The 22,998-nt window shown below is 35.4% G+C and carries 22 protein-coding genes and 1 other annotated feature; of the genes, 4 read left to right on the forward strand and 18 right to left on the reverse strand.

Going from position 1 to position 22,998, the window contains the following annotated elements; translation table 11 throughout:
* Positions 1-16: 16 nt before the first annotated feature.
* The 12 genes from radC to ACQKM9_RS05790 form a co-directional block, all read right to left on the reverse strand.
* Positions 17-715 carry a RadC family protein gene (gene radC, locus ACQKM9_RS05735; protein WP_427733442.1) on the reverse strand — a complete coding sequence of 233 codons (699 nt, stop codon included), beginning with the start codon at positions 713-715 and terminating at the stop codon, positions 17-19.
* On the reverse strand, positions 705-1,316 hold the full coding sequence (locus tag ACQKM9_RS05740) for a Maf family protein (RefSeq protein ID WP_427733443.1): 612 nt from the start codon (positions 1,314-1,316) through the stop codon (positions 705-707). The genes radC and ACQKM9_RS05740 overlap by 11 nt, the downstream gene beginning before the upstream one ends.
* Positions 1,317-1,402: 86 nt before the next feature.
* Positions 1,403-2,029, reverse strand: a complete 627-nt coding sequence (locus tag ACQKM9_RS05745) for a hypothetical protein (protein ID WP_427733444.1) — start codon at positions 2,027-2,029, stop codon at positions 1,403-1,405.
* 83 nt (positions 2,030-2,112) lie between these two features.
* Positions 2,113-2,868 (reverse strand): prepilin peptidase, encoded by a 756-nt coding sequence (locus ACQKM9_RS05750; RefSeq protein WP_427733445.1) that lies wholly within the window; start codon positions 2,866-2,868, stop codon positions 2,113-2,115.
* 21 nt (positions 2,869-2,889) lie between these two features.
* On the reverse strand, positions 2,890-3,600 hold the full coding sequence (locus tag ACQKM9_RS05755) for a hypothetical protein (protein WP_427733446.1): 711 nt from the start codon (positions 3,598-3,600) through the stop codon (positions 2,890-2,892).
* Positions 3,597-4,184: a PilN domain-containing protein gene (locus ACQKM9_RS05760; protein ID WP_427733447.1), complete on the reverse strand. Its 588-nt coding sequence runs from the start codon at positions 4,182-4,184 to the stop codon at positions 3,597-3,599. Before ACQKM9_RS05760 ends, ACQKM9_RS05755 begins: the two co-directional genes overlap by 4 nt.
* Positions 4,185-4,187: 3 nt before the next feature.
* Entirely contained in the window at positions 4,188-5,162 is a 975-nt protein-coding gene (gene pilM / locus ACQKM9_RS05765; RefSeq protein ID WP_427733448.1) for a type IV pilus biogenesis protein PilM, read from the reverse strand.
* A gap of 163 nt (positions 5,163-5,325) precedes the next feature.
* Entirely contained in the window at positions 5,326-5,754 is a 429-nt protein-coding gene (locus ACQKM9_RS05770) for a prepilin-type N-terminal cleavage/methylation domain-containing protein (protein WP_427733449.1), read from the reverse strand.
* A gap of 103 nt (positions 5,755-5,857) precedes the next feature.
* On the reverse strand, positions 5,858-7,063 hold the full coding sequence (locus ACQKM9_RS05775; protein WP_427733450.1) for a type II secretion system F family protein: 1,206 nt from the start codon (positions 7,061-7,063) through the stop codon (positions 5,858-5,860).
* Entirely contained in the window at positions 7,060-8,103 is a 1,044-nt protein-coding gene (locus ACQKM9_RS05780; protein WP_427733451.1) for a type IV pilus twitching motility protein PilT, read from the reverse strand. The genes ACQKM9_RS05775 and ACQKM9_RS05780 overlap by 4 nt, the downstream gene beginning before the upstream one ends.
* 11 nt (positions 8,104-8,114) lie before the next feature.
* Positions 8,115-9,779 carry a GspE/PulE family protein gene (locus ACQKM9_RS05785; RefSeq protein WP_427733452.1) on the reverse strand — a complete coding sequence of 555 codons (1,665 nt, stop codon included), beginning with the start codon at positions 9,777-9,779 and terminating at the stop codon, positions 8,115-8,117.
* Positions 9,780-9,801: 22 nt separating this feature from the next.
* Complete coding sequence (locus tag ACQKM9_RS05790) at positions 9,802-11,115, reverse strand: VanW family protein (RefSeq protein ID WP_427733453.1); 1,314 nt, start codon at positions 11,113-11,115, stop codon at positions 9,802-9,804.
* A gap of 300 nt (positions 11,116-11,415) precedes the next feature.
* Here ACQKM9_RS05790 and ACQKM9_RS05795 point away from each other — a divergent pair, with 300 nt between their 5' ends.
* Genes ACQKM9_RS05795 through ACQKM9_RS05805 form a run of 3 tightly spaced genes read left to right on the forward strand, consistent with a single transcriptional unit; the run spans position 11,416 to position 13,729 of the window.
* Entirely contained in the window at positions 11,416-11,841 is a 426-nt protein-coding gene (locus tag ACQKM9_RS05795) for a type IV pilus modification PilV family protein (protein ID WP_427733454.1), read from the forward strand.
* Between the two features lie 8 nt (positions 11,842-11,849).
* Entirely contained in the window at positions 11,850-12,269 is a 420-nt protein-coding gene (locus ACQKM9_RS05800) for a PulJ/GspJ family protein (protein WP_427733455.1), read from the forward strand.
* Positions 12,269-13,729, forward strand: a complete 1,461-nt coding sequence (locus ACQKM9_RS05805; RefSeq protein ID WP_427733456.1) for a DUF7305 domain-containing protein — start codon at positions 12,269-12,271, stop codon at positions 13,727-13,729. The genes ACQKM9_RS05800 and ACQKM9_RS05805 overlap by 1 nt, the downstream gene beginning before the upstream one ends.
* A 112-nt stretch (positions 13,730-13,841) precedes the next feature.
* Here the strand turns inward: ACQKM9_RS05805 and ACQKM9_RS05810 are convergent, their stop codons facing one another.
* The 5 genes from ACQKM9_RS05810 to ACQKM9_RS05830 all read right to left on the reverse strand — a co-directional run bounded on the left by ACQKM9_RS05810 (position 13,842) and on the right by ACQKM9_RS05830 (position 21,790).
* Positions 13,842-14,234, reverse strand: coding sequence for a hypothetical protein (locus ACQKM9_RS05810; RefSeq protein ID WP_427733457.1), 393 nt, complete (start codon positions 14,232-14,234; stop codon positions 13,842-13,844).
* Between the two features lie 300 nt (positions 14,235-14,534).
* Positions 14,535-16,244 (reverse strand): sensor domain-containing diguanylate cyclase, encoded by a 1,710-nt coding sequence (locus tag ACQKM9_RS05815; RefSeq protein WP_427733458.1) that lies wholly within the window; start codon positions 16,242-16,244, stop codon positions 14,535-14,537.
* An 87-nt stretch (positions 16,245-16,331) separates the two neighbouring features.
* Entirely contained in the window at positions 16,332-17,585 is a 1,254-nt protein-coding gene (locus ACQKM9_RS05820; protein WP_427733459.1) for a bifunctional folylpolyglutamate synthase/dihydrofolate synthase, read from the reverse strand.
* Positions 17,586-17,598: 13 nt separating this feature from the next.
* Positions 17,599-18,894, reverse strand: coding sequence for a bifunctional folylpolyglutamate synthase/dihydrofolate synthase (locus ACQKM9_RS05825; RefSeq protein ID WP_427733460.1), 1,296 nt, complete (start codon positions 18,892-18,894; stop codon positions 17,599-17,601).
* Between the two features lie 268 nt (positions 18,895-19,162).
* Positions 19,163-21,790, reverse strand: a complete 2,628-nt coding sequence (locus ACQKM9_RS05830; RefSeq protein WP_427733659.1) for a valine--tRNA ligase — start codon at positions 21,788-21,790, stop codon at positions 19,163-19,165.
* A gap of 103 nt (positions 21,791-21,893) precedes the next feature.
* Positions 21,894-22,121 (reverse strand) — a binding site (T-box leader).
* 70 nt (positions 22,122-22,191) lie between these two features.
* Between ACQKM9_RS05830 and ACQKM9_RS05835 the strand changes: the two genes are divergently transcribed.
* Positions 22,192-22,386 (forward strand): hypothetical protein, encoded by a 195-nt coding sequence (locus ACQKM9_RS05835; protein WP_427733461.1) that lies wholly within the window; start codon positions 22,192-22,194, stop codon positions 22,384-22,386.
* Here the strand turns inward: ACQKM9_RS05835 and ACQKM9_RS05840 are convergent.
* Positions 22,363-22,932, reverse strand: coding sequence for a hypothetical protein (locus ACQKM9_RS05840; protein WP_427733462.1), 570 nt, complete (start codon positions 22,930-22,932; stop codon positions 22,363-22,365). The genes ACQKM9_RS05835 and ACQKM9_RS05840 overlap by 24 nt on opposite strands.
* Between the last annotated feature and the right edge of the window lie 66 nt (positions 22,933-22,998).

Genomic DNA, 22,998 nt, shown 5'->3' on the forward strand with positions numbered 1-22,998 from the left:
ATGAAAAATTACAGTGTTACATGTACCCTTTCTCCTTTAAACTTATAAATTGGTGGTCCCCAATTATGACATGGTCTAAAAGCTCTATACCTATTATATAGCCGGCTTCCTGGATTCTTTTTGTAACTTCAATATCTTCTGGTGAAGGAGCGGGGTTGCCTGAGGGATGATTATGCGCACAAACAAGCGAAGCAGCAGAGCGTTTAACAGCTTCACGAAAAATTTCACGTGGGTGTACGATACTAGCATTTAAACTACCAATGAAGATCGTTTGCTTATGAATAATTTGGTTTTTAACATTCAAAAACAACACTACGAAATGCTCTTGTAGTAAAGCAGTCATATCAGCCATTAAGTATGTAGCCGCATCTTGAGGAGACCGGATAGTATAGCGATCTTCTATTCGCTGTTGCGACATTCTTCTACCCAGTTCAATGGCAGCTAGTAGTTGAATCGCTTTTGCTTCTCCAATTCCTTTTACAGACATGATTTCCTCGATGGCTGCATGCTTTAATTCGTGAAGCTGTTCGAAAGAAGTTAAAACTCGATTTGCAATATGTAAAACAGATTCTTCCTTCGTTCCTGTCCGTAATAATATTGCGATAAGCTCCTGGTTCGATAAACTCTCTGCTCCTTGTCGCTTTAAGCGTTCCCTTGGGCGGTCATCTTGATGCACATCACGGATCATCATTGGTTTAATAGTGTCAGTAGACATTGACTATCTCCCCTTCCTTTACACCGAGAATCTTTTTGCTAATTAGATGCTCTTGCAAAGCGTCAATTGGTAATCCAGCGACATTATCAAAATCACCCTCAATAGATTCCGTTAAATTTGCCCCTAATCCTTGTATATTATAACCAATATCATGTTCAAAAGGTTCCCCTGTTTCAACATAATGTTCAATTATTTTTTGAGATAATTTTTTCATTGTTACTTTGGACTCAACTACAACCATTGTTACCTGCCCAAGATATCTAACTGCAATCGCTGTCGTTACAATATGTTGACGATTCGACAGTTTAGCTAGATAACGATATGCAGCCTGTCTAGTAGTAGGTGGGCTCATAATTTCACCATTTATGCTAACGGTTCTTTTCGTCGAAATATATGCCTTATTATGGTCTACCATAAATTGACGCCACAACGTCACAAAAGAACAATAAACAGCAAAATCCAAAGGTGATGTAGTTGAAGGATAATCAATGGCTACATGATGATACTCAACCTCATAAGGTATTTTAATACGAGCAAAAATATCTTCAGCATTGCCTTTTGGGCTCACTAGAATAATAGTCGTTACTGGATTTAAAGTCATTTCAATTCCCTCCTTTTTTGACATCATAATCGAAATGACATTTTTTTGAAAAGTGTTAAAACCGAGATTTGATGGGTTTTAACACCTTAAAATCCAATCTTGAGACATTTGTTTTGTGCTGTATAGTGACTAATTAGCTGTAATCTGATTACTAGAATATCGTCTGAAACCTTTGACACCGCTTCAATGTTCGAAGACCAATTAGAAGGTGGATCAATCTTTTTCTTAGAGTCTTCAAAAGTAAACTTTGACACTTTTGATGCACTCAGCACTTTGGGCATTTCGACAAGTGCTGGACTTTCACATTTAGCACCGCTAAAGCTTATCTTTTTTACGAATGAATCTTTATCTACCCTTTCTTTAATTTCCTTTTCCTTCGTTCCAACAGCAGACCATACAAAATATTGACCGCCAAATGAAACGATAGCACTCGTATATAGTTTTGGATTAGTACCTAAAAATTCCGTCGCGGATTGCTCACTTGAAAAAACACCATACTGTTGTGCATAAAAGGTATATGCTTTGCCATCAACCTTAGCAGTTGTTGTCGTTTTTGTTGCAGTTTTCTTATCATTAGTAACTTGCTTATCTGCCTGTCCATCAAAAAAATGCAATACAATGAAAAATAGAAAAACTCCTGCCACACCAATAATCACACCATGCACCATAGACAAGAGCAGCATTTTTTTATTATTTCTAGATTCAAATTTCATGTCATCACCCCTCTATTAACCGTAGCATGATGGCCATAAAAAAAGACAAGACTTCTGTCGTCTTGTCTACAAAATTTATCTTGTTAAAATAACAAATTCATATACCATTCGAGAATTTGTTCACCATAGAAATAAGCAATAATACTTGCTATCGCAATCGATGGACCGAAGGGAATTGGCGTTTTACGCCCTTGCTTTCGGCAGATTAATAGTACAACACCTGCGACTAAACCTATAACCGACGCCAAAAATAACGCAAGTAATGTCGAAAAAATACCAAGTACTAGTCCAATGAGGAAGAATAATTTTATATCCCCGCCCCCTATACCACCTTTCGACAGAATAGCAACGAGTAATACTATTAAAAACCCACCAAATGCTCCAACAATACTGTCCCACCATGGGTCCGACTGGATGAAAATACGTCCAACCACTAAGAGCGCCCCAAAAAACAATAAAATCTTATTAGGAATCAGCATATACGCAATATCTGAAACTGTAATAATGATTAATAGGGAAATAAATAATAGCGCAATAATTAATTCAGGTTTTAACCCCAATTCTAAATATGCCAATGTAAATAGAAAACCTGTCAAAAATTCCATCAATGGGTATACCCAATGAATTTTTGCATCGCAATTTCTACATTTTCCCTTCAAAAACAAAAAGGATAAAACAGGCACTAAGTCCTTAGCTGTTAACTGCCTTTGACAATTTGTACAATGTGAAGGTGGCCGAACAATAGACTCCCCCTTAGGTACTCTTAACCCAACGACATTAAAAAATGAACCAAAAACTAGACCAAATATAAAAAAGAATAGTGCATAAACAATTATCATTTATATCCCTCTTATTAAAGTTTATTCTTCTACTGAACCCTCATAATAGAATACCGTGAGTTGTACGGTTGCTTGAAGCGCTTCTTCTACCTCTGAATTTTGTACATCAGTATTTGGTATCTCGTACTCTACAGAGTCAATACGCATAATACGAGGCAATACTTCGACTTCCTTTAAAAAAGCTCTTATTTCTTTTTTATCCTTTGCACTAATCGATAGCGTCATCGTTATTAGTTTTAATGCTTCTGGTAGACTACTAGATGCAATCGGTGAAACAGGGGTAGTCGACGTTTCGTTCTCCTCATTACCGTTTACATTATCACTACTTACTTGATTTTGTGGTTCCTTATTAGTTGAGGTTTCGTTCGTTTCGATTGTTTCTTTCACGACCTCATCATAATTATTAAATGTAACTTCAAGTACATTTGTTTCGCTTACTAATTCCACTTGTTCAATAGCATTAATCACATTACTTAAATCACGATCTAACGGTACTTTCGTTTTTAGTTCACTCATACTTTTCTCGTTGGCTTTTTGTTCGTCCTTTATTAACTCAAGCTGTTCATCTAGAGTGGCTGCCTCTTTCCTCATATCCGCGATTTGAAATTTCAATGTATTACTTTCCTCCATTTTTGGATACACAGCATAATAAAAGATAGCGCATAAGATTGTGATAACAAGTATTCCGATTAGAATATATGCTGATTTCTTATTACTCCCTAAAGAATTCATGGGCGCTCTACCTCCGCAAGTAAATCTGAATTACTAATAGCCAATTTAAACTCTGCTGTATAGCGGGGGACTAAATCTGCATCTGAATCGGCATTATTATACTCGTTTTTTTCTGGTTTAAAAGCCGTTACTTTTTCAATTTGGACATCAGTATATAAATGATCCATTAATAATTTTTGAACATATAGAGATACATCGTTAAGTGTTTCAAAATCGATTGTCACTGCAATACCTTCAGCACCGTACTTAATGTCCGTAAGCTTTTCGTACGATTCAAGATGACCTTCTAAACTATCAATTATCGGTGTAACTGGGTATGAAATCGATTCAACAAATTGTACAGATTGAGCAAGAGTACCTTGTGAATTCTTCTGAATATCAGCGATTTGACCTTTATAACTATTAATTTCTGTTGATAAACTTTGTTGCTCTGAGGTCAAGGATTCAATCTCACTTTTTAAAGAGAAATATTTTACCCCAATAGCAATAAGTATTAAACAAACGACAGCTATAAATAACCATAAAAGTAGACTATTTGTCTTTTTTCTTTCTATCTTAGGTAAGAGATTAATATCTGGAATCATAACCTACTCTACCTCCTTTAAGGCTAGTCCAATTAAACTTGATTGAGATGCCTTAAAGTTAGGGAACTTACTAGTAATCACCGAATCTTTTAAAGTATGTATAGGCAAATTTAATTGACTTTCTAACATCTCAATTATATAAGGCAACTCTGGAGAATCTCCTATAACAACAATATTCCCTACGCTTTTCTCGCCTTTATTTAAAGAGTAGTGATAAAAGTTTAAAATACGATCAATTTCAGATAACGGCTCCATTAATGCTGTTTTATAGTTCATCACATCATCACTGTAAGCATAATCAAAGGTATCCTCCGTGTGTTTCGGGTACCATTTACTACGCTCTGTATTAATCGTTTGATAACGTAAAAATTCGACTTCCCCCTGCGAATAAATTGTTAATGAGAGTTCATTAATAGACCAATCCGTTATTAGCGTTACGCTATTATGTATATTCGGCATAACCATTTCAAGCAAACGTAAATTAGAGATAGATTTAATATCGGCCACAACAGGCGTTAAACCGGCATCAGCTAATAGCCCCGTCAACTTCTGAATCTCATCTGCACTCGTAGCAAATAAAGTCGCCTTGCCATCCCCAGGCTGTACATCATAAATATCAATAAGCGCATCTTCAAATGGTAGGTGAATTGAACGTCCTAGCTCCATCTCTACATACTCTTTAATCACTTCTACTTCCTTTAATTCCTGTGGATGATCAATTACCTTCATCATAACTGTACTATCTGGCACAAAAAAGCGTACATTTTGGCCTTTAAGACCATATTTTTTTACTTGCTCCTTTAGAATCTCAAAAAAAGAAAGCTCATCCTCAATGACACCATCCACCACAATACCTTCATCTAAAGGAATTCCTTCTATTGTAGACTGCGCTAAATCATTTGAACTAACTGTTAACATATGCATTGCATAATCATTATATATAAGTGACAGCTGTCGCTTTTTCTTCTTAAATATCATCAGAGTACCTCCCACATCAAAAAGCTTTAATACTTCGGTGGAGAAAGCCGAGATTTGAGGTGTTATGGCTTTCTTCAACGAAAGATTAAAGGGAATACAGCAGCGGAGGCTGCTGTATTTTTCACTATTGTTTACTACCAACATTTTATAGGGTGTCTTCAACTTACTTATTGCCCATTAATTTCGCAAGTTCTGTACTTGATATTGTATTATTTTTAATCTCTTTATTGAATTTGCCGTCTTTACTTAGATCGCCAAAACCAGCATATACGATAGTGTAAACTTCACCAGCTTTAGTTACCGTTGTTGTTTTTTCTTCTAATTTAATAGCTTCACCTTCAACATAACCTTTAAGTTCTGCACCATTACACACTGTTGTTGAAGCACATCCACCATCTGCAAATGCAATTTTTGCACCTGAAATTATTTGAGATGCATCAGATAAAATAGCTTTATCTTTAGAGTTTGCAATAATATTCCCAATCGCAGGAATAGCAATTAATGCGATAATCGCGATAATAACAATTACAGCTAATAGCTCTATTAAAGTCATACCTCTTTCATTTTTCATCATTGTTTTGATCTTATTCATGATAAAACCTCCTTTTTTTGTATATGTAAGTTGATCCTTAGTTGTTAGTTGTGCTTGCTCGGTTGACATTTCTCCTTTTCACCTCCTTTCAATTAAAAGTCCACTAGATTTGTTCATATAAACTAAACATCGGTAGCATAATGGCTGCTACGATAAATCCAACAATAGCCGCTAACAGTAAAATCATTAATGGCTCTATTAAAGATTTCAACGAATCGACTGTACGATCCACGTCATCCTCGTAAAACTCCGCAATTTTTTCTAGCATATAATCTAGAGAACCCGTTTGCTCTCCGATAGCAACCATTTGCGTTACGAGTGGTGGGAATACCCAGCTTTTCTCTAACGGCTGCGCTAGTGGACTCCCCTTTTCCAATGAACTTTTAGATTCACTAATCACTTCTTCTATAACAGGATTACCAATAATTTTCTCTACAATGGCTAAAGCACTTAATATAGGTACAGAGCTGCTAAACAAGGTTGATAACGTTCTAGTCATACGAGCAATCGCCGATTTTTGCAGTACTTTTCCGAAAATCGGCATTTTCAATAGGACATAATGAGTCATAAAATTAAACTTTTCATTATTCTTAAATAGAAAAGCAAATCCTCCAATTGCAACTATAGCGACGACTAAAAATAGCCACCAAAATTTTTTTAAAGCATCGCTAAATGCCAGGACAATCAATGTAATGGCTGGTAGTTCTGCGCCAAAGCTAGCAAAAGATGCTGTAAATCTCGGGACAAGCCATAGCAACATAAAAACGGCCACAAAAATGATTAAGACGACTAACACAACTGGATAAGTCATAGCCGATTGAATCTTCTTCTGTAATTTAAAAGATTTCTCATAGGTAAAAGCCATTCGTTCTAATGTGTCATCTAAATTGCCTGTCGCTTCTCCAGCCTTCATCATATTGATAAAGAGCGTCGGGAAAACCTTTGAATATTTCGCTGCTGAAGCAGAAAAAGCAATACCGGAGCGAATATCCTCCTCCACACCATTCAAAGCTTTTTTAAGCGTCTTACTAGAAGTTTGCGCACTTAATATCCGTGTTGCTTCTACGATCGATATACCTGCACGAATTAGCGTCGCAAATTGACGACAATAAATAACAAAGTCCTCATTTTTCACTCCATTACCTACCGATAAATCCTTGTGCAAAATACTTTTGGACTCTTCAATTTGTCGAGGGTTAATGCCTTGATCTCGCAATTTTTTAACGGCTAATTGCTTGGAGCCAGCTTCAACAATTCCCTTCTCCGCAGTTCCCTTTGAAGACCGACCACTGTAACGAAATACTGTCATCCAAATTCACCTGCATTCAAATACGTTTTGGCGATTTCAAAATCTATTATTTTCTTCGTTAAAAGCTGTTGAATAGAACTATCAATCGTATGCATGCCAAGAGCTCGATTTGTTTGCAAAATATTCGGGATTTGATGCACCTTATCGTTTCGTATTAAATTAGAAACAGATGGAGTATGTACTAAAATTTCTGTTGCTGCTACTCTACCTGGCTTGTCTATTCGTTTAAATAGACGCTGTGAAATAATACCTTGTAAGACATTCGCTAGCTGAATACGAATTTGACTTTGCTGATGCGGTGGAAAGACGTCGATAATACGGTCAATTGTCGTAGGTGCACTACTTGTATGCAATGTCGCCATAACTAAATGACCTGTCTCAGCAGCTGTAATTGCTGTTGAAATCGTTTCATGATCACGCATTTCTCCTACTAGAATAATGTCTGGATCTTGACGAAGAGCTGCTCGCAAACCGTTGGCAAAGCTATTCGTATCTGTTCCCACTTCTCGTTGGTTTACTATCGACATTTTATGTTTATGCAAATACTCAATCGGATCTTCTAGCGTAATAATATGTTTCGCATTATTCGTGTTAATATAGTCAATCATTGCAGCTAGAGTTGTAGATTTACCTGAGCCTGTTGGTCCTGTTACAAGTATGAGCCCCTGGGGTTTACAACATAATTTTTTCAATACTTCCGGCATACCTAATTGTTCAATTGTTGGAATTTCAGATGTAATTTTACGTGCTGCTAATGTGCAGCTATTACGCTGATGATAGGCGTTCATCCGGAATCGACATCTTCCTGGGAGTGAGTAGTTGAAATCAACTTCACCTTTTATTTCATACTCCTCATGACGATGCGGTGGTAGAATTTCTTTAATCATCAACTCTAAATCATCAGGTGTCAGATTCTCTTCTCCATACGGTTGCAATTGTCCGTTAACCCGATAATGCGGAGGTACACCTACAGTTACATGTAAATCCGAAGCGTCATTGTCATCCGCATAAGTTAGTAATTCTATAATAGATTTTGCCATTTCCTCACATCCTAATTATCAGTTGCTACACGTAATATTTCTTCTGTCGTTGTAACACCCTCTGCCACCTTTAACAGTCCATCTTCTAATAATGTTCGATAGCCTTTGTTATACATTTGCTTTTTAATCGTTGCAATTCCTGCTTTATCTAGTATCAATTCTTTAACATATTCATCGACTACGAGTATTTCATGAATTGCAAGTCGCCCTCGATATCCAGTCTTATTACATGACGGACATCCTTTACCACGCTTTACTCTTTGAATATGTATGTTATGTTTCAAGAAAATCTCCTGTTCTTGTAAAGATAAGTCGTGATACTCACCACAATCACGACAGACTCGTCTAACAAGACGCTGTGCCACAACTCCGACAACTGATGATGAAATTAAAAACGGTTCAATCCCCATATCAATCAATCTAGAAATAGATTCAACCGCACTATTCGTATGTAATGTACTTAATACTAAGTGGCCAGTTAAGGATGCACGAGTCGCTATTTGCGCCGTTTCTAAATCTCGAATTTCACCTATCATGACGATGTCTGGATCTTGGCGTAAAATAGATCTTAGGCCAGTAGCAAACGTCAATCCTATTTCTTCACGAACTTGAATTTGATTTACACCATCCATTTGATATTCAACTGGATCCTCAACAGTTACGATATTGACATCTTCACCATTTAGATGATGTAATGTCGCAGATAATGTAGAAGATTTACCGGAACCAGTTGGACCTGTAATAAGTACAATTCCATTCGGTTTAGAAATTATTTCTTTAAAATGTTCTAAGTTATTATCTGAAAAACCCAGCTTTTGAATATCTCCGTGTGAATTATTCAAATCCAATACACGCATTACAACTTTTTCACCATAAATTGTAGGTAACGTAGATAATCGAATATCAATCGGGTGAAGATTAATATTGGCCTTTATTCTCCCATCCTGAGGTAAGCGATTTTCTGTAATATTCAAATTCCCCATAATTTTAATACGAGCAATAATCATATTTTGCATATGTTTTGGAAGGGAACGCTCAGTTTTTAATACACCATCAATACGTAACCGAATACGTAGTTCTGTTTCATGAGGGTCAAAGTGAATATCACTAGCTCTTTGAACAACAGCATTCGAGATAATTTGGTTAACTAACTTAACAATAGGAGAATCGTCATCAAAAATTTCCGTTTCTTCATCATTTTCTAATGGGATAAAATCATTCAACGCAGCATCCATTGTTTCCTGTAAATCATAGTATTTAGAAATAGAACGATATAAATCATCCTTCGTCGCAATACTCGTTTCTATTTGGCAGCCCGTCACCATACGAACTTCTTCAATAGCGAAATAATCCATAGGATCAGCCATAGCAATGAGTAACTTATTCTTTTCACGCGTCAAAGGCATTAATAACGCACGTTTAGCTAACTCTTTTGGTACTAGTTGAATGAGTTCCGGTTCAATTGCATATTGACTGATACTAATATGAGGTACGCCTAATTGGAATTCTAGTACTTCAATTAAAAGTTGCTCAGTTAGTAAATTTTCTCTAATTAGAAAATCTCCGAGTCTCTCATTTATACTTCTACTTTTTAGAGCATAATCTAACTGCTCCTGAGTAATTGCGTTAGCTTCAACTAATAAATCCCCGAGTCTTTTTCTTTTTACTCTACTCATTTTCCCTCACCTCTTCGCCACCTTATTTAGTACTAGGTGTAACAATATCTCCTGTTTCCGTATAGTAGCTTCCTTCAGGAACAGGACTACCATTTTTACTTTTAGTTGCTTTTTTTCGTTCAGTAGTTGAAGGTTTACAGAAATCTGATGTATCATCCACATTACATTCTTCTGAAACTTCTTCTTCGCTTGTAGAATTCAAATCAACCAGTGTTTGTTTTGATGACAGCTCAATGATTTCATTTTGTGGAGCATAGTAATTTTGACTGATTAATTCTGTCTTTTCATTTCCATCATTAATAGTGACAGTTCGATAAATTAATAGTTGTAGACCTTCCTCTGATTGTTGAGCTATCTCTCTTTCTCCTTCTTCTAAATAAGAAGAATATCGATAAATAGTACGGGGTTTAACAATCTTTTTATCCTCTTCAAAGACGGACACTTTTGGATTGCCGCTTAGTGAATATAGTTCAATTTTTAATTCACCAGGTTTTACTGTAGCAACAATTTTCGCCGGTACTTTACTATGGGATATAAATCGAAAATCTCTTTTAAATATTGGATTAACAACAGCTTCATACCCAGGATACACATAACTTGGAACTTCGTTAGCTTGGTGCCTTTCCAATATTTCGAAGCTAGTTTGTACTACTGCACTATGCAAAGCTGATGCTACAATCGTCATTGCACTTTCATTGTTAGAGGCATTGGCTATTAGTTCATTAAATGAGACCTCATTTTCTGGCTCAATTATTAAACCATTTAATCGAGCAACAATTTTCGAAATTTCTGCGGTTTGGCTTTCACTCAAAGCTATCGTTTCAAATGAAATTCGTTCAGCTTGATCGATTGATATATCTTTAACTGCAACCTTAATTGGAGAACTCTTCAGAAAAGACGCCGCTTCAAGAATTTGAGTAATTAAATTTTCATCTTTTAAATTTGTTTGATTTTCAATTTTCTCTTTTAAAGTAGGATTCGATTCAACAATCAAAGACTCATGTACAATACGTTTCTTTTCCCAAAATACATACCACGGTTTCTCTATACTAAGTTCATATTGTCTAATAGAGGCATTTATATCGAATTTGAAATCTTCCCCGGTCAATAAAATCTCTTTTTCTCCAACCGTTATCAATATTTCGCTACTTTGCCATGTATCAATGGCTACATTTAACTGTTTTTTCATCTCTTCCTTAGACAAATTCTCTATAGATACATTACCTATAGTAGAACCTTTTGGAGCAGCTAATGCTTTATCCCCGTTATATTCAAATGAAACAAGAAAACCGAATACTAGCAGTGTAATTATTGTGAATTTCGTAAATAACCTCATATTCTAATTCTCCAATTATTTTTTTTGTATATTCTCCTCTATAAACTAGATTATAAATAAAAATTATCCTAAAAGATACGACTTTTATCACAATATAAAAATTTTTTTGTGAATTTTTAACTAAAACATATGCTATATATCACAGAAGAAGGTATGATATAAGTGTATAGTTTAATATATAAACAGGTTATTTGAACCACTTGCATTTTCATATAATTTCTCTTTTAATATTTTATTTTATCTATCACCTCATATTGTTGAAAAATATATTCTATCAATCTTACGAAAGAGGTTTTAAAAATGATGAAATTCTATAAGACGTTTCATTCAAATGAAAAAGGATTCACACTTATTGAAGTCTTGGCATCTTTCGTTATATTAGCAATTCTACTAACAGCCTTTTTTACCTTATTTATCCAAACGGCAAAAACAGGAAAATACTCAGAAAACATTGTAGATGCGACATATATCGCACAATCAGAAATGGAAAAAGCCTATGCAGTGAGTAAAAAGGATAGCAATCGGGAAGAAGCCATTAAAAGTTTAGGCTATACGCTTGAAGCTAATGGGGTTGAATTCATTAAAACAGAAGCTAAAAATACTATTAAATTAAAGCTTAAAAAAAACACAAATGCACCTAATTTAACGAACATAGTTATTACTGTCTATGAGAACAAAGAGGTTACTCCGAAAGCACAAATGGAAAATGTATTCGTATGGAAGTGAGGCAAACAATGAAGAATATTGCAAACAACGAAAAAGGAATTACATTAGTAGAGACACTCGCAGTTATCGTCATATCCGCTTTAGTTGCTACTTTAATATTCAACGTTCAATTGTCTAGTTCTAAACAATACGACAAACAATTAAATAAAAATCAGCAGCTTAATGAGGTTTCATATGTCTTAAAAGTCCTTACAAAAGAAATGAGAAAAACAACTGATATTAGCTCTATTAATGATGGAATCAAAATAAAAAACGATGAATATAAATTCGAGGTAAATACAAATAGCATCATCAAAAACCAAGAGCCCTTCGCCACTAATATTGGCGAATTTATGGTTGAATACAAAGATAATTCTTGGAATATCAAAATAAAAAATCTTGATGGAAAAACTGTTGAAACAAAAATAGTCGTTAGGAGTGGAAACTAATGAGAAAATTATATAAACATAACCACACTTTAAAAAATGAAAATGGCTATACACTAATTATCGTCCTTATGGTACTGGTTGTTATGTCGATACTTGGTGTTTCATTGATGAGCGTTACTGCAACAACAATGAAGCAATCTTCAGGTGAACGTACAGATCAATCAGTCTACTATATTGCAGAAGCAGGTATTGTACAAAAAAGAGAAGAACTTAATAACAAGGTGAACGATGCTTTCATTTCTACTAAAAATCACTATGAAACTTTAACTACTAAAGAAAAATTAAAGTTTAATTTCAAAGAGTATTTTTACACTCAAGCTGAACAAAACATTGCAAGTTCAACAGTCAATCAGTTTAGCAATTATGAAGAACATTTTGGCAAAAAACCGAAATCAACAATAATATTAACTAAAGATAAAGATGACTCTAACAAATACTATATAAAATCAACTGGTGAAATTGGAGGCAAAAAAAGAACGGTAACACAAGAATATATTGTATATTTAGTTGTTGAAACAACTCCAACACCTGAGACATATACACCTAAATATGCAGTCCATGTTAAAAATACTATCTCATTATCAGGTAGCGCTAATATTTATGGGGCAGATATTGCAACCGAATCATCTAATCCAAGAAGTATAGATATTCCATCGTATTATAGCCATAAACCTAAAGCAGACCTTAACACTCCTATTGATATCGAGTTACCTTCTTTCCCAGAGGATGATTTTAAAAATTTAGAGCAAGTAAAATACCCTAATAATGAGCAAGTCAAAAAAAACGATTCCCAAAAAACAAATGTTATACAAGATGGCGATTTATTAATTAATCACTACCTTACTGACAAATATACACTTAATATGACAAATAACATGAAATTTAAAAACATTATACTATCTAGTAACTATTCATTAACGATCAATGTTGGTAATACAGACAAGTCCCTCCTAGTAGACCACCTAAATATTGATAATGGACATATTAACATAATAGGTTCTGGAAAATTAACTATTTATGTGAAAGATAAAATAACAACAAACTCTTCAAGTACAGTAAACAACAATGGGAGTATATCCAAACTAAAAGTGTATTACAAAGGAAATAATGCAATAAACATGGCCGGTGATCAAAGGATCTTTGGATCACTATATGCAAAAAACACCAATATTAAATTCGGAGGTAGCGGAGGATTCCAAGGGGATATTTATTCTGGAGGAAGTAAAGTGGAATTAGATGGTGCCTCTTCAGCTATTACTAAAGTATTTTTCGCACCAAACGCAGATATTACTTTATCCGGTAGTGGCAATATTACAGGAGCAGTGATTGCAAAATCTTTTACTGCTTCAGGTGGAGCATATGTTCAATACGCATCCTCAAATCCTATACCTATTGAAACAGTTCCGTCTTATGACGACCCTAAACAATTATCCTCTCAAGGAGCTTTAATAGAAGAGTAAAGAAATAGTAAAAATTTAAAAGTAAAGATTTATACTGCTATTAAAAAGAGGTGTTTCAAAGTCAATACCACAACTTTGAAACACCTCTTAATCATTCTGCTAAATATTTTTTCTAATACGACTTATCCCTACAATAAAAAGTCGTTAACTGTAATGTTGTTTGAATAGTTCCTTTTAATCCATTTAAAACCACTTCTCCATTTGGTACTGAAAAGTTCACTTTATCTATACGGACTAAACGATCTAATCTTTCTACTTCTTTTAAAAAATCATAAACATCGTCATAATTTGGAGAGATTAGCATTGCATCAAATTTTATACATTCAGACTTAAGTGAGGAACTTACAGATGCATTAGAACATACGGGAGTTGCATACTGAATTTCTTCTACTTGTTGATTAACTGATGAAAGATTTGGTGATAATATTTCATCAGTAGTTATTGATTCGCTACTATGATTCGTTATTCCTTCTTCCAATTCTTTTCCAGACAATGAAATGGTCACATCATTTTTGATTATAATACGATCGATCTTCGTGATAGTTAGTTGTTCAATATTCCGGAGTGCACGAAGAACCTTTTCTAACTGTCTACTTCCAGGATCTTTGTTTAGAAATTCTAATTGATTGATTTTAAGTACACCCTCTCATTTATATTATAATCCACGTTTTCTTTGCTCATTTTCAACAGTATATTAATAGTAATGCAGGCATTCATAAGTGAAAAATATTTAACTGATATGTATTCTGCTAATCATTATATGTTGCAATAGCTAAGAGAATACTAGGAATCTCTTAGCTTATGTTTAAGTTTTTAGATACTCCGCTACGCGATTACGCCCTTTTTGTTTAGCTCCTACATACAAAGCCCTATCAGCATTTCGTATTAGTGCCATTGGTTTATCACAATCTTCAGGAGCAGTTGAAACACCGACACTTGTCGTGATTGTGACATGTTCTTTTATATGATTCAAACTCAAATCTGATCCAATTTCAAATAACTTAAATTGCACATTGATACGAATTTCTTCAGCTAAGTGGAGTGCCTCACCTTTAGACATATGAGGAAGTAAAATAACGAACTCCTCACCACCAAATCTAGCTAATAGCCCTTTATCTCCCACTTCTTCCTCTAAAGTACGAGCGAAGTCACATAAAATGCTATTACCACTTTGATGACCATACGTATCATTAATAAGTTTGAAATGATCAATATCGAGCATGATTAACGATAGCTGACGTATTTCCCCATCCATTAATTCTTGCATTTTAATTGTAAGTTGTTCTTCGAAATACCTGTAATTATATAACCCAGTTAAACCACAGCGCTCACTTTTGTTTAATGTCGCCTCAATATATCGCGATCGCTCCACGGAAACAGCAAAATAAGAACTTAGTATATCCAATATACGAATTTTATATTCTTCAAAGAATTTTTTCTTATTAGAAGCTAACAATAAAACTCCTACCATTTTTTGATTTCTCGAGATTGGCATCATTACTATACTTTGTGTGGCAAAAGGCAAAAAGCCTATCCCCATATCTATCCATTCGGACTGTTGATTGTAAGCAATTGTTTGCTCTGTGTTCATTATTTCTTTGATAGGCGTTTTCAAAATATTTTCATGAGAGATATTAACCGCTGTAGCTACTCCATTTTCATGTGATCTAAGAAATTGTAGCTGACCATTCACAATATCGATAATGTAAGCATGATCTACAGGCATGATTTCAATAGTTTTATCCATAAATAAATCCACAACTTCATTACTCGTCAAGCGATCTCCTAATTGATGACCAAAATGCGCAGCCAACGATAGGTATTCATTTACTCTTTCTGATGTACTATACATTCTTAGAATTTGAGTCACTATTAAAAACGGCAAACCTAGTAAAACAAATGATATTGAACCCACATATTCCGACAGTAGATATAGTGTTAACCCCATAGGAAAAGTAAATAACATACTATTATAATCCCAATAATCATCTTTTGTTAGAAATGGAGCTCTTTTCTTCATAACGATTAAGCTCAATTTCAGTAATACATGATTCACAAATGTATTCATAAATAAATAAACCATTCCGAATAAGACAATATGAGGAATACTAAGCGAACCAAATTCTCCACCAATTATGATGAAAAATAAACCACTGATGAAAGATACGAGGAAAAACATAATCGAATTCCAAGGTAAGCGGTAGAGACTTAACTTAAGTAACTTAGCACGGTATAAAAATGGAATCAGCGCAATTTGGAATACAATCAATTCTATAAATAAACCATATTTCAAAAATACCGCTAAGTTTACCCATTGCATAAAAAATAAAGGGACCCCGTTTATAACAAAAGGGAAAATGGCTGTTATGATTGCCAATACTATAAAGCCTATTAACTCAGACCCATCAATATACTTTGGTGGAGGGAAATAGTGGTATACCAAAAATAAACTGATTGGTACAGTTACCAACCATACTGCAAATACGGTCCATCTAAACTTTAGTGACAAATTCACTTCTCACACCTCTAATCGTGAGTATTTGTGCCTACTTTTAAGCAATTATAGCAAATCATTTTACCAAAGTCATCCATTTAATGCGATTCAATTAAATGTTTCATGCAATATTTTTCGCCATTTTGCTAACAAATATAAGGAACCAGTCATGATAATTACCTCATTCAACAGCATTTTTTGTTGAACAGTAGTTAAAATGTCATATGTTGTCGATTTATTTACCGCATTACTCATATTCATAATCTCATCAGCAGCCATCGCACGATCATTTGCTACATCTACAAAGGTAAAGGTAGTACCTACTTTTTCTAATTCTGCTAAAACTCCTCGTATATCCTTGTCCCCAAGCATTCCAACGATAAAATGGATAGGTTCATTAGGAAATTGCTCTTGAATCTCATCTACTAAACTTTTAGCACTCGCTGGGTTATGTGCCCCGTCAATATAAAGTTTCGGTGCAAGTTGTTCAAAGCGACATGCTAGCTGAGCACTTTGAATCCCATTTCGGAATGCTTCGACATTTGTTTTCATTCCATTTACTTGTGCAACGATATTATATGCTGTAATTGCTAGCGCCATATTACTGCGCTGATGTAGTCCAGGCATTGTACGAGTTAAATTCGTGATTCGTACATCATTAGCCATATATATTTCCGTAAATTCCCCTTCTGTAACGGTGAAATTTTCATTGTAAACAAGTAATGGTGAGCGAAGTTTTTTCGCTTCTTGTGTAAATATTTTCATTGCTTCAGTTGGTAACACACCCGTCACCACAGGCTTTCCTCGTTTAATAATGCCTGCTTTATGCATAGCTATACTTTCAATCGTTGAGCCTAAAAAATTTGTATGCTCTAAAGCAATACTAGGTACAACTGATACGATTGGCGTTACAACATTTGTGCTATCAAAACGCCCCCCCATACCACATTCAATAATAGTAATATCAGGTGCAAAGCGCTCAAAAGCTAAAAAGGCTGCTACTGTTAACAGTTCAAAGTCTGTTAGTTTTCCATCTAATCCCTCATCCGCCATGATACTAAAAACTGCATCCATTTCTTCTGGTGTAATCGGTTGTTCATCTAGCTGAATTTGATCGTGTACATCTTCAATACACGGAGACATAAATGTCGCGGTCGACAGTCCATGAGCCTTACTTATATGTTCTATAAAAGTAATCGTTGAACCTTTGCCATTTGTACCCGCCACATGGACTGCTGATAAGTTTTCTTGTGGATTCCCTACTAATTGTAATGCTTCAGTAATAGCTGTTAACCCTGGTTTAATCGAAGCATCACTACGGACACCCCACTTTTCTTTATAGTGATCTAATTTCGGAATCATGTCGGCACCTCATTTACTTCTTCACTTTATTGTTTAAAAATGCACGTACTTCAGAAATAAAATAAAGAGAACCTGTTATGACTAATACATGCTCGTCCTCTTTTTTCTCAATTGCTCGCTTCACTACACGTTCCCAATCTGCAGCAAAATAAGTATGGTGGTGCTGTGATAATGCTGCTAATTCTTCTGCTGGTGCGGCATTAGGCATATTTATTTGCGTAAATGTCATAGAGGTTGCTACTTCCGCCATCATCGTTATACTTTTTAAATGATCTTTGTCCTGTAGCGCGGCATAGATAAAATCGTATTCCCTCGTCGGATATTTCGCTTTTAATGTGGCAATTAATGCTTTTGTACCTTCGGGATTATGCGCTCCATCAATTACGATAAGATGACCATACTCTTCAAAGCGCCCCGCCCATTTTGCTTCTTTTAAAGCCTTTCGAATGGCTTCTTCTGTAATGACAAAGTATCCAGCATCTTTTAACAATAATGCTGTCGTAATAGCTAATGAAGCATTGTTAATTTGATGAGGACCTGCCATACGTAATTCAACATCAGTTAGAACATAATCACCTTTTGAGTAATTAAACACCTGTGCATGTTCCTTTTGAGCGACTATTGTTGCCGTAAAATCCTCGTTGAAAATAGCTATAGGTGCGTGCTTCTTTTCCGCTACTTTCCGAAGAACTTCTATTGCATCTATATTCTCTACCGTTGTCACTACGGGTCTATTTTCTTTAATAATGCCACCCTTTTGATAAGCAATTTTGTCATAGGTATCACCTAAAATCGCTGTATGTTCTAGAGAAATCGTTGTAATTATTGAAATGATGGGATCAATCACATTAGTTGAATCTAATTTGCCACCAATACCTGTTTCAATTAAAGCAACATCTACTTTTTCATCTGCAAAATAGAGGAAAGCAACAATCGTCATAATTTCAAAAAAACTTGGGTATACTCCATCCTTTTCATCTATTGCAGCAAACACTTTATTGACGTATAAAAGGAATTGCTCATCCGTAATTTGCTTGTCACTAATTGTAATACGCTCATTTATGCGCTCTAAGTGTGGAGAAACAAAGCAGCCTACTTTTTCTACTTGACTGTACTTTAATATTTCCTTTAAGGCATTTAAAGTAGAGCCTTTACCGTTTGATCCTGCTAAATGGATTGTTTTAAAAGTATGTTGGGGGTCGCCAAACCCATGTAATAATGAAGTAACGACTTCTAATGGAATAGATGTACTACTACCTTTTTTTAATGAGGTTAAAAACTCGACGCACTGTTCTATATTTGTAAACACTATTCAACACTCCTGGTATGTATATTGTGCTTGTTATTTAATCATTTACCTTCTTATTATAAGCCATTATAAAGAACAATAACTACATTACATTTTGGTTATAATTACCTCTTGACCTTTTTTAGGTTCAATTTATAGAGTACTAAAATATCTTTCAACATATATCTATTGAGAAATATATTGCAATGATTTCTCATATTTCATCGAAAATTGTTCGTTTTAATAACAAAAAAAATCGCTCAAGTATAATACTTGAGCGATTTTTTTATTACATATTTTTCAATTCATTAATACGTTTCTCCACTGTTGCATATTTTTCAATATAGTCTGCTTCTTTTGCACGCTCAGCAGCTACAACGTCATCTGGAGCTTTAGATACGAAACGTTCATTGTTCAGTTTACCTTGAACTCTTTTCACTTCTTTATCCCATTTCTCAAGTTCATGTGATAAGCGCTCAATTTCAGCAGCTACATCAATTAAGCCTTCAAGAGGTAAGAATAGTTCTGCACCAGATACAACAGCTGACATGCATTGACCAGGAGCCTCAATACCTTCGCCAAGTGTTAAAGGCTCTGGGTTACAGAATTTTTCTAGATATGCTTTGTTATCTTCCAGAACAGAAAGTGTTGCAACGTCTTTAGCTGAAACATATAAAGGCACTTTTTTGCTCATTGGTGTTTGTACTTCAGCACGAATATTACGAACAGCACGGATAATGTCCATTAGTAATTTCATGTTATCCGATTGTGCTTGTGAAGTTAAATTTTCATCAACTGTCGGCCAAGCAGCTACTGTAATTGATTCGCCCTCATGCGGAAGGTTTTGCCAAATTTCTTCTGTGATAAATGGCATAAATGGATGTAACAGGCGCATTGTATTATCTAAAACATATGCTAGTACAGAGCGCGTTGTTTTCTTCGCTGCTTCGTCTTCACCGTATAATGGCAATTTCGCCATTTCGATGTACCAGTCACAGAAATCATCCCAGATGAAGTTGTATAATTGACGACCTACTTCACCAAATTCAAATTTTTCAGCTAAAGTTGTTACTTGTTCGATTGTTTCATTCAGACGAGTTAGAATCCATTGATCTGCCACTGATTTTTTACCAGTTAAATCGATTTCATCGTAAGTCATGCCTTCCATATTCATCAAAGCAAAGCGTGAAGCATTCCAAATTTTGTTTGAGAAGTTCCAAATAGCTTCTACTTTTTCATTTGAATAACGTAAATCTTGACCTGGAGAAGAACCAGTTGCTAAGAAGTAACGTAATGAGTCAGCACCGTATTTTTCGATAACATCCATTGGATCAACTCCGTTACCTAGAGATTTAGACATTTTACGCCCTTGCTCATCACGAACTAAACCATGAATTAATACATCTTCAAATGGTCGTGTACCAGTAAATTCAATGCCTTGGAAAATCATACGAGAAACCCAGAAGAATATAATATCATAACCAGTTACTAATGTATTAGTTGGATAATAACGTTTAAATTCTTCGTTTGCTTCATCTGGCCAGCCCATTGTTGAAAACGGCCATAATGCAGATGAGAACCAAGTATCTAATACATCAGTATCTTGATTCCAGTTTTCAGCATCAGCTGGAGCATCTGTACCTACGTAAACTTCACCTGTTTCTTTATGGTACCAAGCTGGGATTCGATGACCCCACCAAAGTTGACGAGAAATACACCAATCACGGATATTCTCCATCCAACGAGAATACGTATTTTCAAAACGTGCAGGTACAAAGTTTACTTTGCCTTCTTCATCTTTTTGAAGCTCTAATGATGCATCTGCAAGTGGTTGCATTTTAACGAACCATTGTGTTGAAAGATACGGCTCAACAACCGCACCAGAACGTTCTGAGTGTCCTACTGAATGCATATGATCTTCAATTTTGAAACAAACACCCATGCCTTGTAAGTCTTTAACGATTGCTTTACGGCATTCAAAGCGATCCATACCTTTATATTTCCCAGCATTATCATTCATCGAACCGTCTTCATTCATTACAAGAATACGCGGTAAGTCATGGCGGTTACCTACTTCAAAGTCATTCGGGTCATGAGCTGGTGTAATTTTTACAACACCCGTACCAAATTCCATTTCAACGTACTCATCTGCTATGATTGGAATTTCGCGACCTACTATTGGTAATGTTACTGTTTTACCGATTAGATGTTGGTATCGTTCATCTTTAGGGTGAACAGCGATCGCAGTATCACCTAGCATTGTTTCAGGGCGTGTAGTTGCAATTTCAATTGCTCCAGTCCCATCAGTTAATGGATATTTGAAGTGATAAAAAGCTCCTGGAATGTCTTTGTAAATAACTTCAATATCTGATAACGCTGTTTTTGTTGCAGGATCCCAGTTAATGATATATTCACCGCGGTAAATTAATCCTTTTTCGTAAAGTTTTACAAATACTTCTTTTACTGCATCAGAAAGTCCTGCATCTAATGTGAATCGTTCACGAGAATAATCTAGCGCTAGACCCATTTTCGCCCATTGCTGACGAATATGACCTGCATACTCTTCTTTCCATTCCCATGTTTTTTCAACAAACTTTTCGCGACCTAAGTCATAACGAGTAATTCCTTCTTCACGAAGTTTCGCTTCTACTTTTGCTTGTGTTGCGATACCCGCATGGTCCATACCTGGTAACCAAAGTGCATCGTATCCTTGCATACGTTTCATACGAATTAGGATATCTTGTAATGTTGTATCCCAAGCATGCCCTAAGTGTAGTTTACCTGTTACGTTTGGTGGTGGAATTACGATTGAATATGGCTCTTTGCCACTTTCAGGTTGTGCTTTAAAGAATTCTCCTTTTAGCCACCATTCATAACGTCCTTGTTCGATTGACTGTGGATCATATTTCGTTGGCATTGATGTCGTTTGTTGTTCTGTCAATTTGACGACCTCCTTTTAATTTTTTGTTAACAACAAAGTATCTTGTAGTTTTTTGCAAATAAAAAAACTCCTATCGCCTAAAAAGGACGAAGGAGTTGAATTCGCGGTACCACCTTTATTTCAACACAAAAAACGTGCTGACACTTCATTGTATAACGGCTTCTAACCGGCTTCTGCTAAGCTTTATCAGGTTCACAGAAACTGCTCCAGGGCGACCTTCAAATGTGTGTAAGCGGAAACTCGCACCTAACGTTTCCTCTCTTTGGCAAACACAATACACTCTACTCTTCCCTATCTATGCATCAATATTAAGATGACCTTATTGTATCGAAAAAAAGATGCATTTTCAAGTTTTTTAGAAAGGAGGACCACATTTCATGTCACGTCGAAAATATAATCCTTATTTTCTACCACCTTGGCTACGGAAAACAAGATTTTACTGTAGAAGTATTATCGTTCCTCTTTGTTGCTTCCAAGGTATTCGTGTAATCATCATCCCGACAACAGGAGACATTATATTACTTCTGGTATTAGCCTTATTGTGGTACTTACTGTTTACGGATTTCCTTTAAGTTGTACGTTCTAATTGTATATGCTTCTTCTAAATCCCATAAGAACGATTCAGATTCTGGTTTTTCTTGAGCACTTGCCTCAGCAGTAGTAGTAGATGAACTTTCTACTACTTCTGCTTCTACTTGTGCAGTAGCAACTTGTGGTTCCTCATAATTACATGTCGCCTGCCAGTTAAAATGACAGCTACCATCACCTTGGAATGTTGTCGTAATATAGTCTACTTTTATTTCTACAGGGACGTCTTTATTCACTCGATCTCTTGGCAAATTTACATGTAACGGCACAGCATATTCAAAATAACCCGATTCTCCTTGCATGTCTAAATCTTCTATTGTTGTCCAAGTTGAAGTCCCATGATGTGGTGTTTCACCTTCTGCAAATGCTACATTGGCAGAAATATGATAAATACCTGTTAAGAATACTGATTCACCTGACTCTTCCTGTGTCCAACGAGGTGTAATTTTCACATTCGACGTATCTTGCGGTTTACCAAAACTTTCAGGAAAGTTAAATCCTTCTGCGATTTCCCAGGAAATATGTTGCATAGCTTGACCTCCTTCATATATCTAATAGATTATATGCGTGGTAGTATCGTGATTATGCATTATGTT

This window comes from Viridibacillus sp. NPDC093762 (genome assembly GCF_050279675.1).
GTDB lineage: Bacteria > Bacillota > Bacilli > Bacillales_A > Planococcaceae > Viridibacillus.

What these genes read in the sequence shown, in the direction of transcription:
- ACQKM9_RS05770 (WP_427733449.1), bottom strand. Translation starts at nt 5,754, where the DNA reads ATGAATAAGATCAAAACAATGATGAAAAATGAAAGAGGTATGACTTTA.
- ACQKM9_RS05820 (WP_427733459.1), bottom strand. Translation starts at nt 17,585, where the DNA reads ATGATTCCGAAATTAGATCACTATAAAGAAAAGTGGGGTGTCCGTAGT.
- pilM (WP_427733448.1), bottom strand. Translation starts at nt 5,162, where the DNA reads ATGATATTTAAGAAGAAAAAGCGACAGCTGTCACTTATATATAATGAT.
- ACQKM9_RS05790 (WP_427733453.1), bottom strand. Translation starts at nt 11,115, where the DNA reads ATGAGGTTATTTACGAAATTCACAATAATTACACTGCTAGTATTCGGT.
- ACQKM9_RS05800 (WP_427733455.1), top strand. Translation starts at nt 11,850, where the DNA reads ATGAAGAATATTGCAAACAACGAAAAAGGAATTACATTAGTAGAGACA.
- ACQKM9_RS05840 (WP_427733462.1), bottom strand. Translation starts at nt 22,932, where the DNA reads ATGCAACATATTTCCTGGGAAATCGCAGAAGGATTTAACTTTCCTGAA.
- ACQKM9_RS05830 (WP_427733659.1), bottom strand. Translation starts at nt 21,790, where the DNA reads ATGCCAACGAAATATGATCCACAGTCAATCGAACAAGGACGTTATGAA.
- ACQKM9_RS05750 (WP_427733445.1), bottom strand. Translation starts at nt 2,868, where the DNA reads ATGATAATTGTTTATGCACTATTCTTTTTTATATTTGGTCTAGTTTTT.
- ACQKM9_RS05740 (WP_427733443.1), bottom strand. Translation starts at nt 1,316, where the DNA reads ATGACTTTAAATCCAGTAACGACTATTATTCTAGTGAGCCCAAAAGGC.
- ACQKM9_RS05780 (WP_427733451.1), bottom strand. Translation starts at nt 8,103, where the DNA reads ATGGCAAAATCTATTATAGAATTACTAACTTATGCGGATGACAATGAC.
- ACQKM9_RS05775 (WP_427733450.1), bottom strand. Translation starts at nt 7,063, where the DNA reads ATGACAGTATTTCGTTACAGTGGTCGGTCTTCAAAGGGAACTGCGGAG.
- ACQKM9_RS05805 (WP_427733456.1), top strand. Translation starts at nt 12,269, where the DNA reads ATGAGAAAATTATATAAACATAACCACACTTTAAAAAATGAAAATGGC.
- ACQKM9_RS05760 (WP_427733447.1), bottom strand. Translation starts at nt 4,184, where the DNA reads ATGATTCCAGATATTAATCTCTTACCTAAGATAGAAAGAAAAAAGACA.
- ACQKM9_RS05835 (WP_427733461.1), top strand. Translation starts at nt 22,192, where the DNA reads ATGTCACGTCGAAAATATAATCCTTATTTTCTACCACCTTGGCTACGG.
- ACQKM9_RS05755 (WP_427733446.1), bottom strand. Translation starts at nt 3,600, where the DNA reads ATGAATTCTTTAGGGAGTAATAAGAAATCAGCATATATTCTAATCGGA.
- radC (WP_427733442.1), bottom strand. Translation starts at nt 715, where the DNA reads ATGTCTACTGACACTATTAAACCAATGATGATCCGTGATGTGCATCAA.
- ACQKM9_RS05745 (WP_427733444.1), bottom strand. Translation starts at nt 2,029, where the DNA reads ATGAAATTTGAATCTAGAAATAATAAAAAAATGCTGCTCTTGTCTATG.
- ACQKM9_RS05795 (WP_427733454.1), top strand. Translation starts at nt 11,416, where the DNA reads ATGATGAAATTCTATAAGACGTTTCATTCAAATGAAAAAGGATTCACA.
- ACQKM9_RS05785 (WP_427733452.1), bottom strand. Translation starts at nt 9,779, where the DNA reads ATGAGTAGAGTAAAAAGAAAAAGACTCGGGGATTTATTAGTTGAAGCT.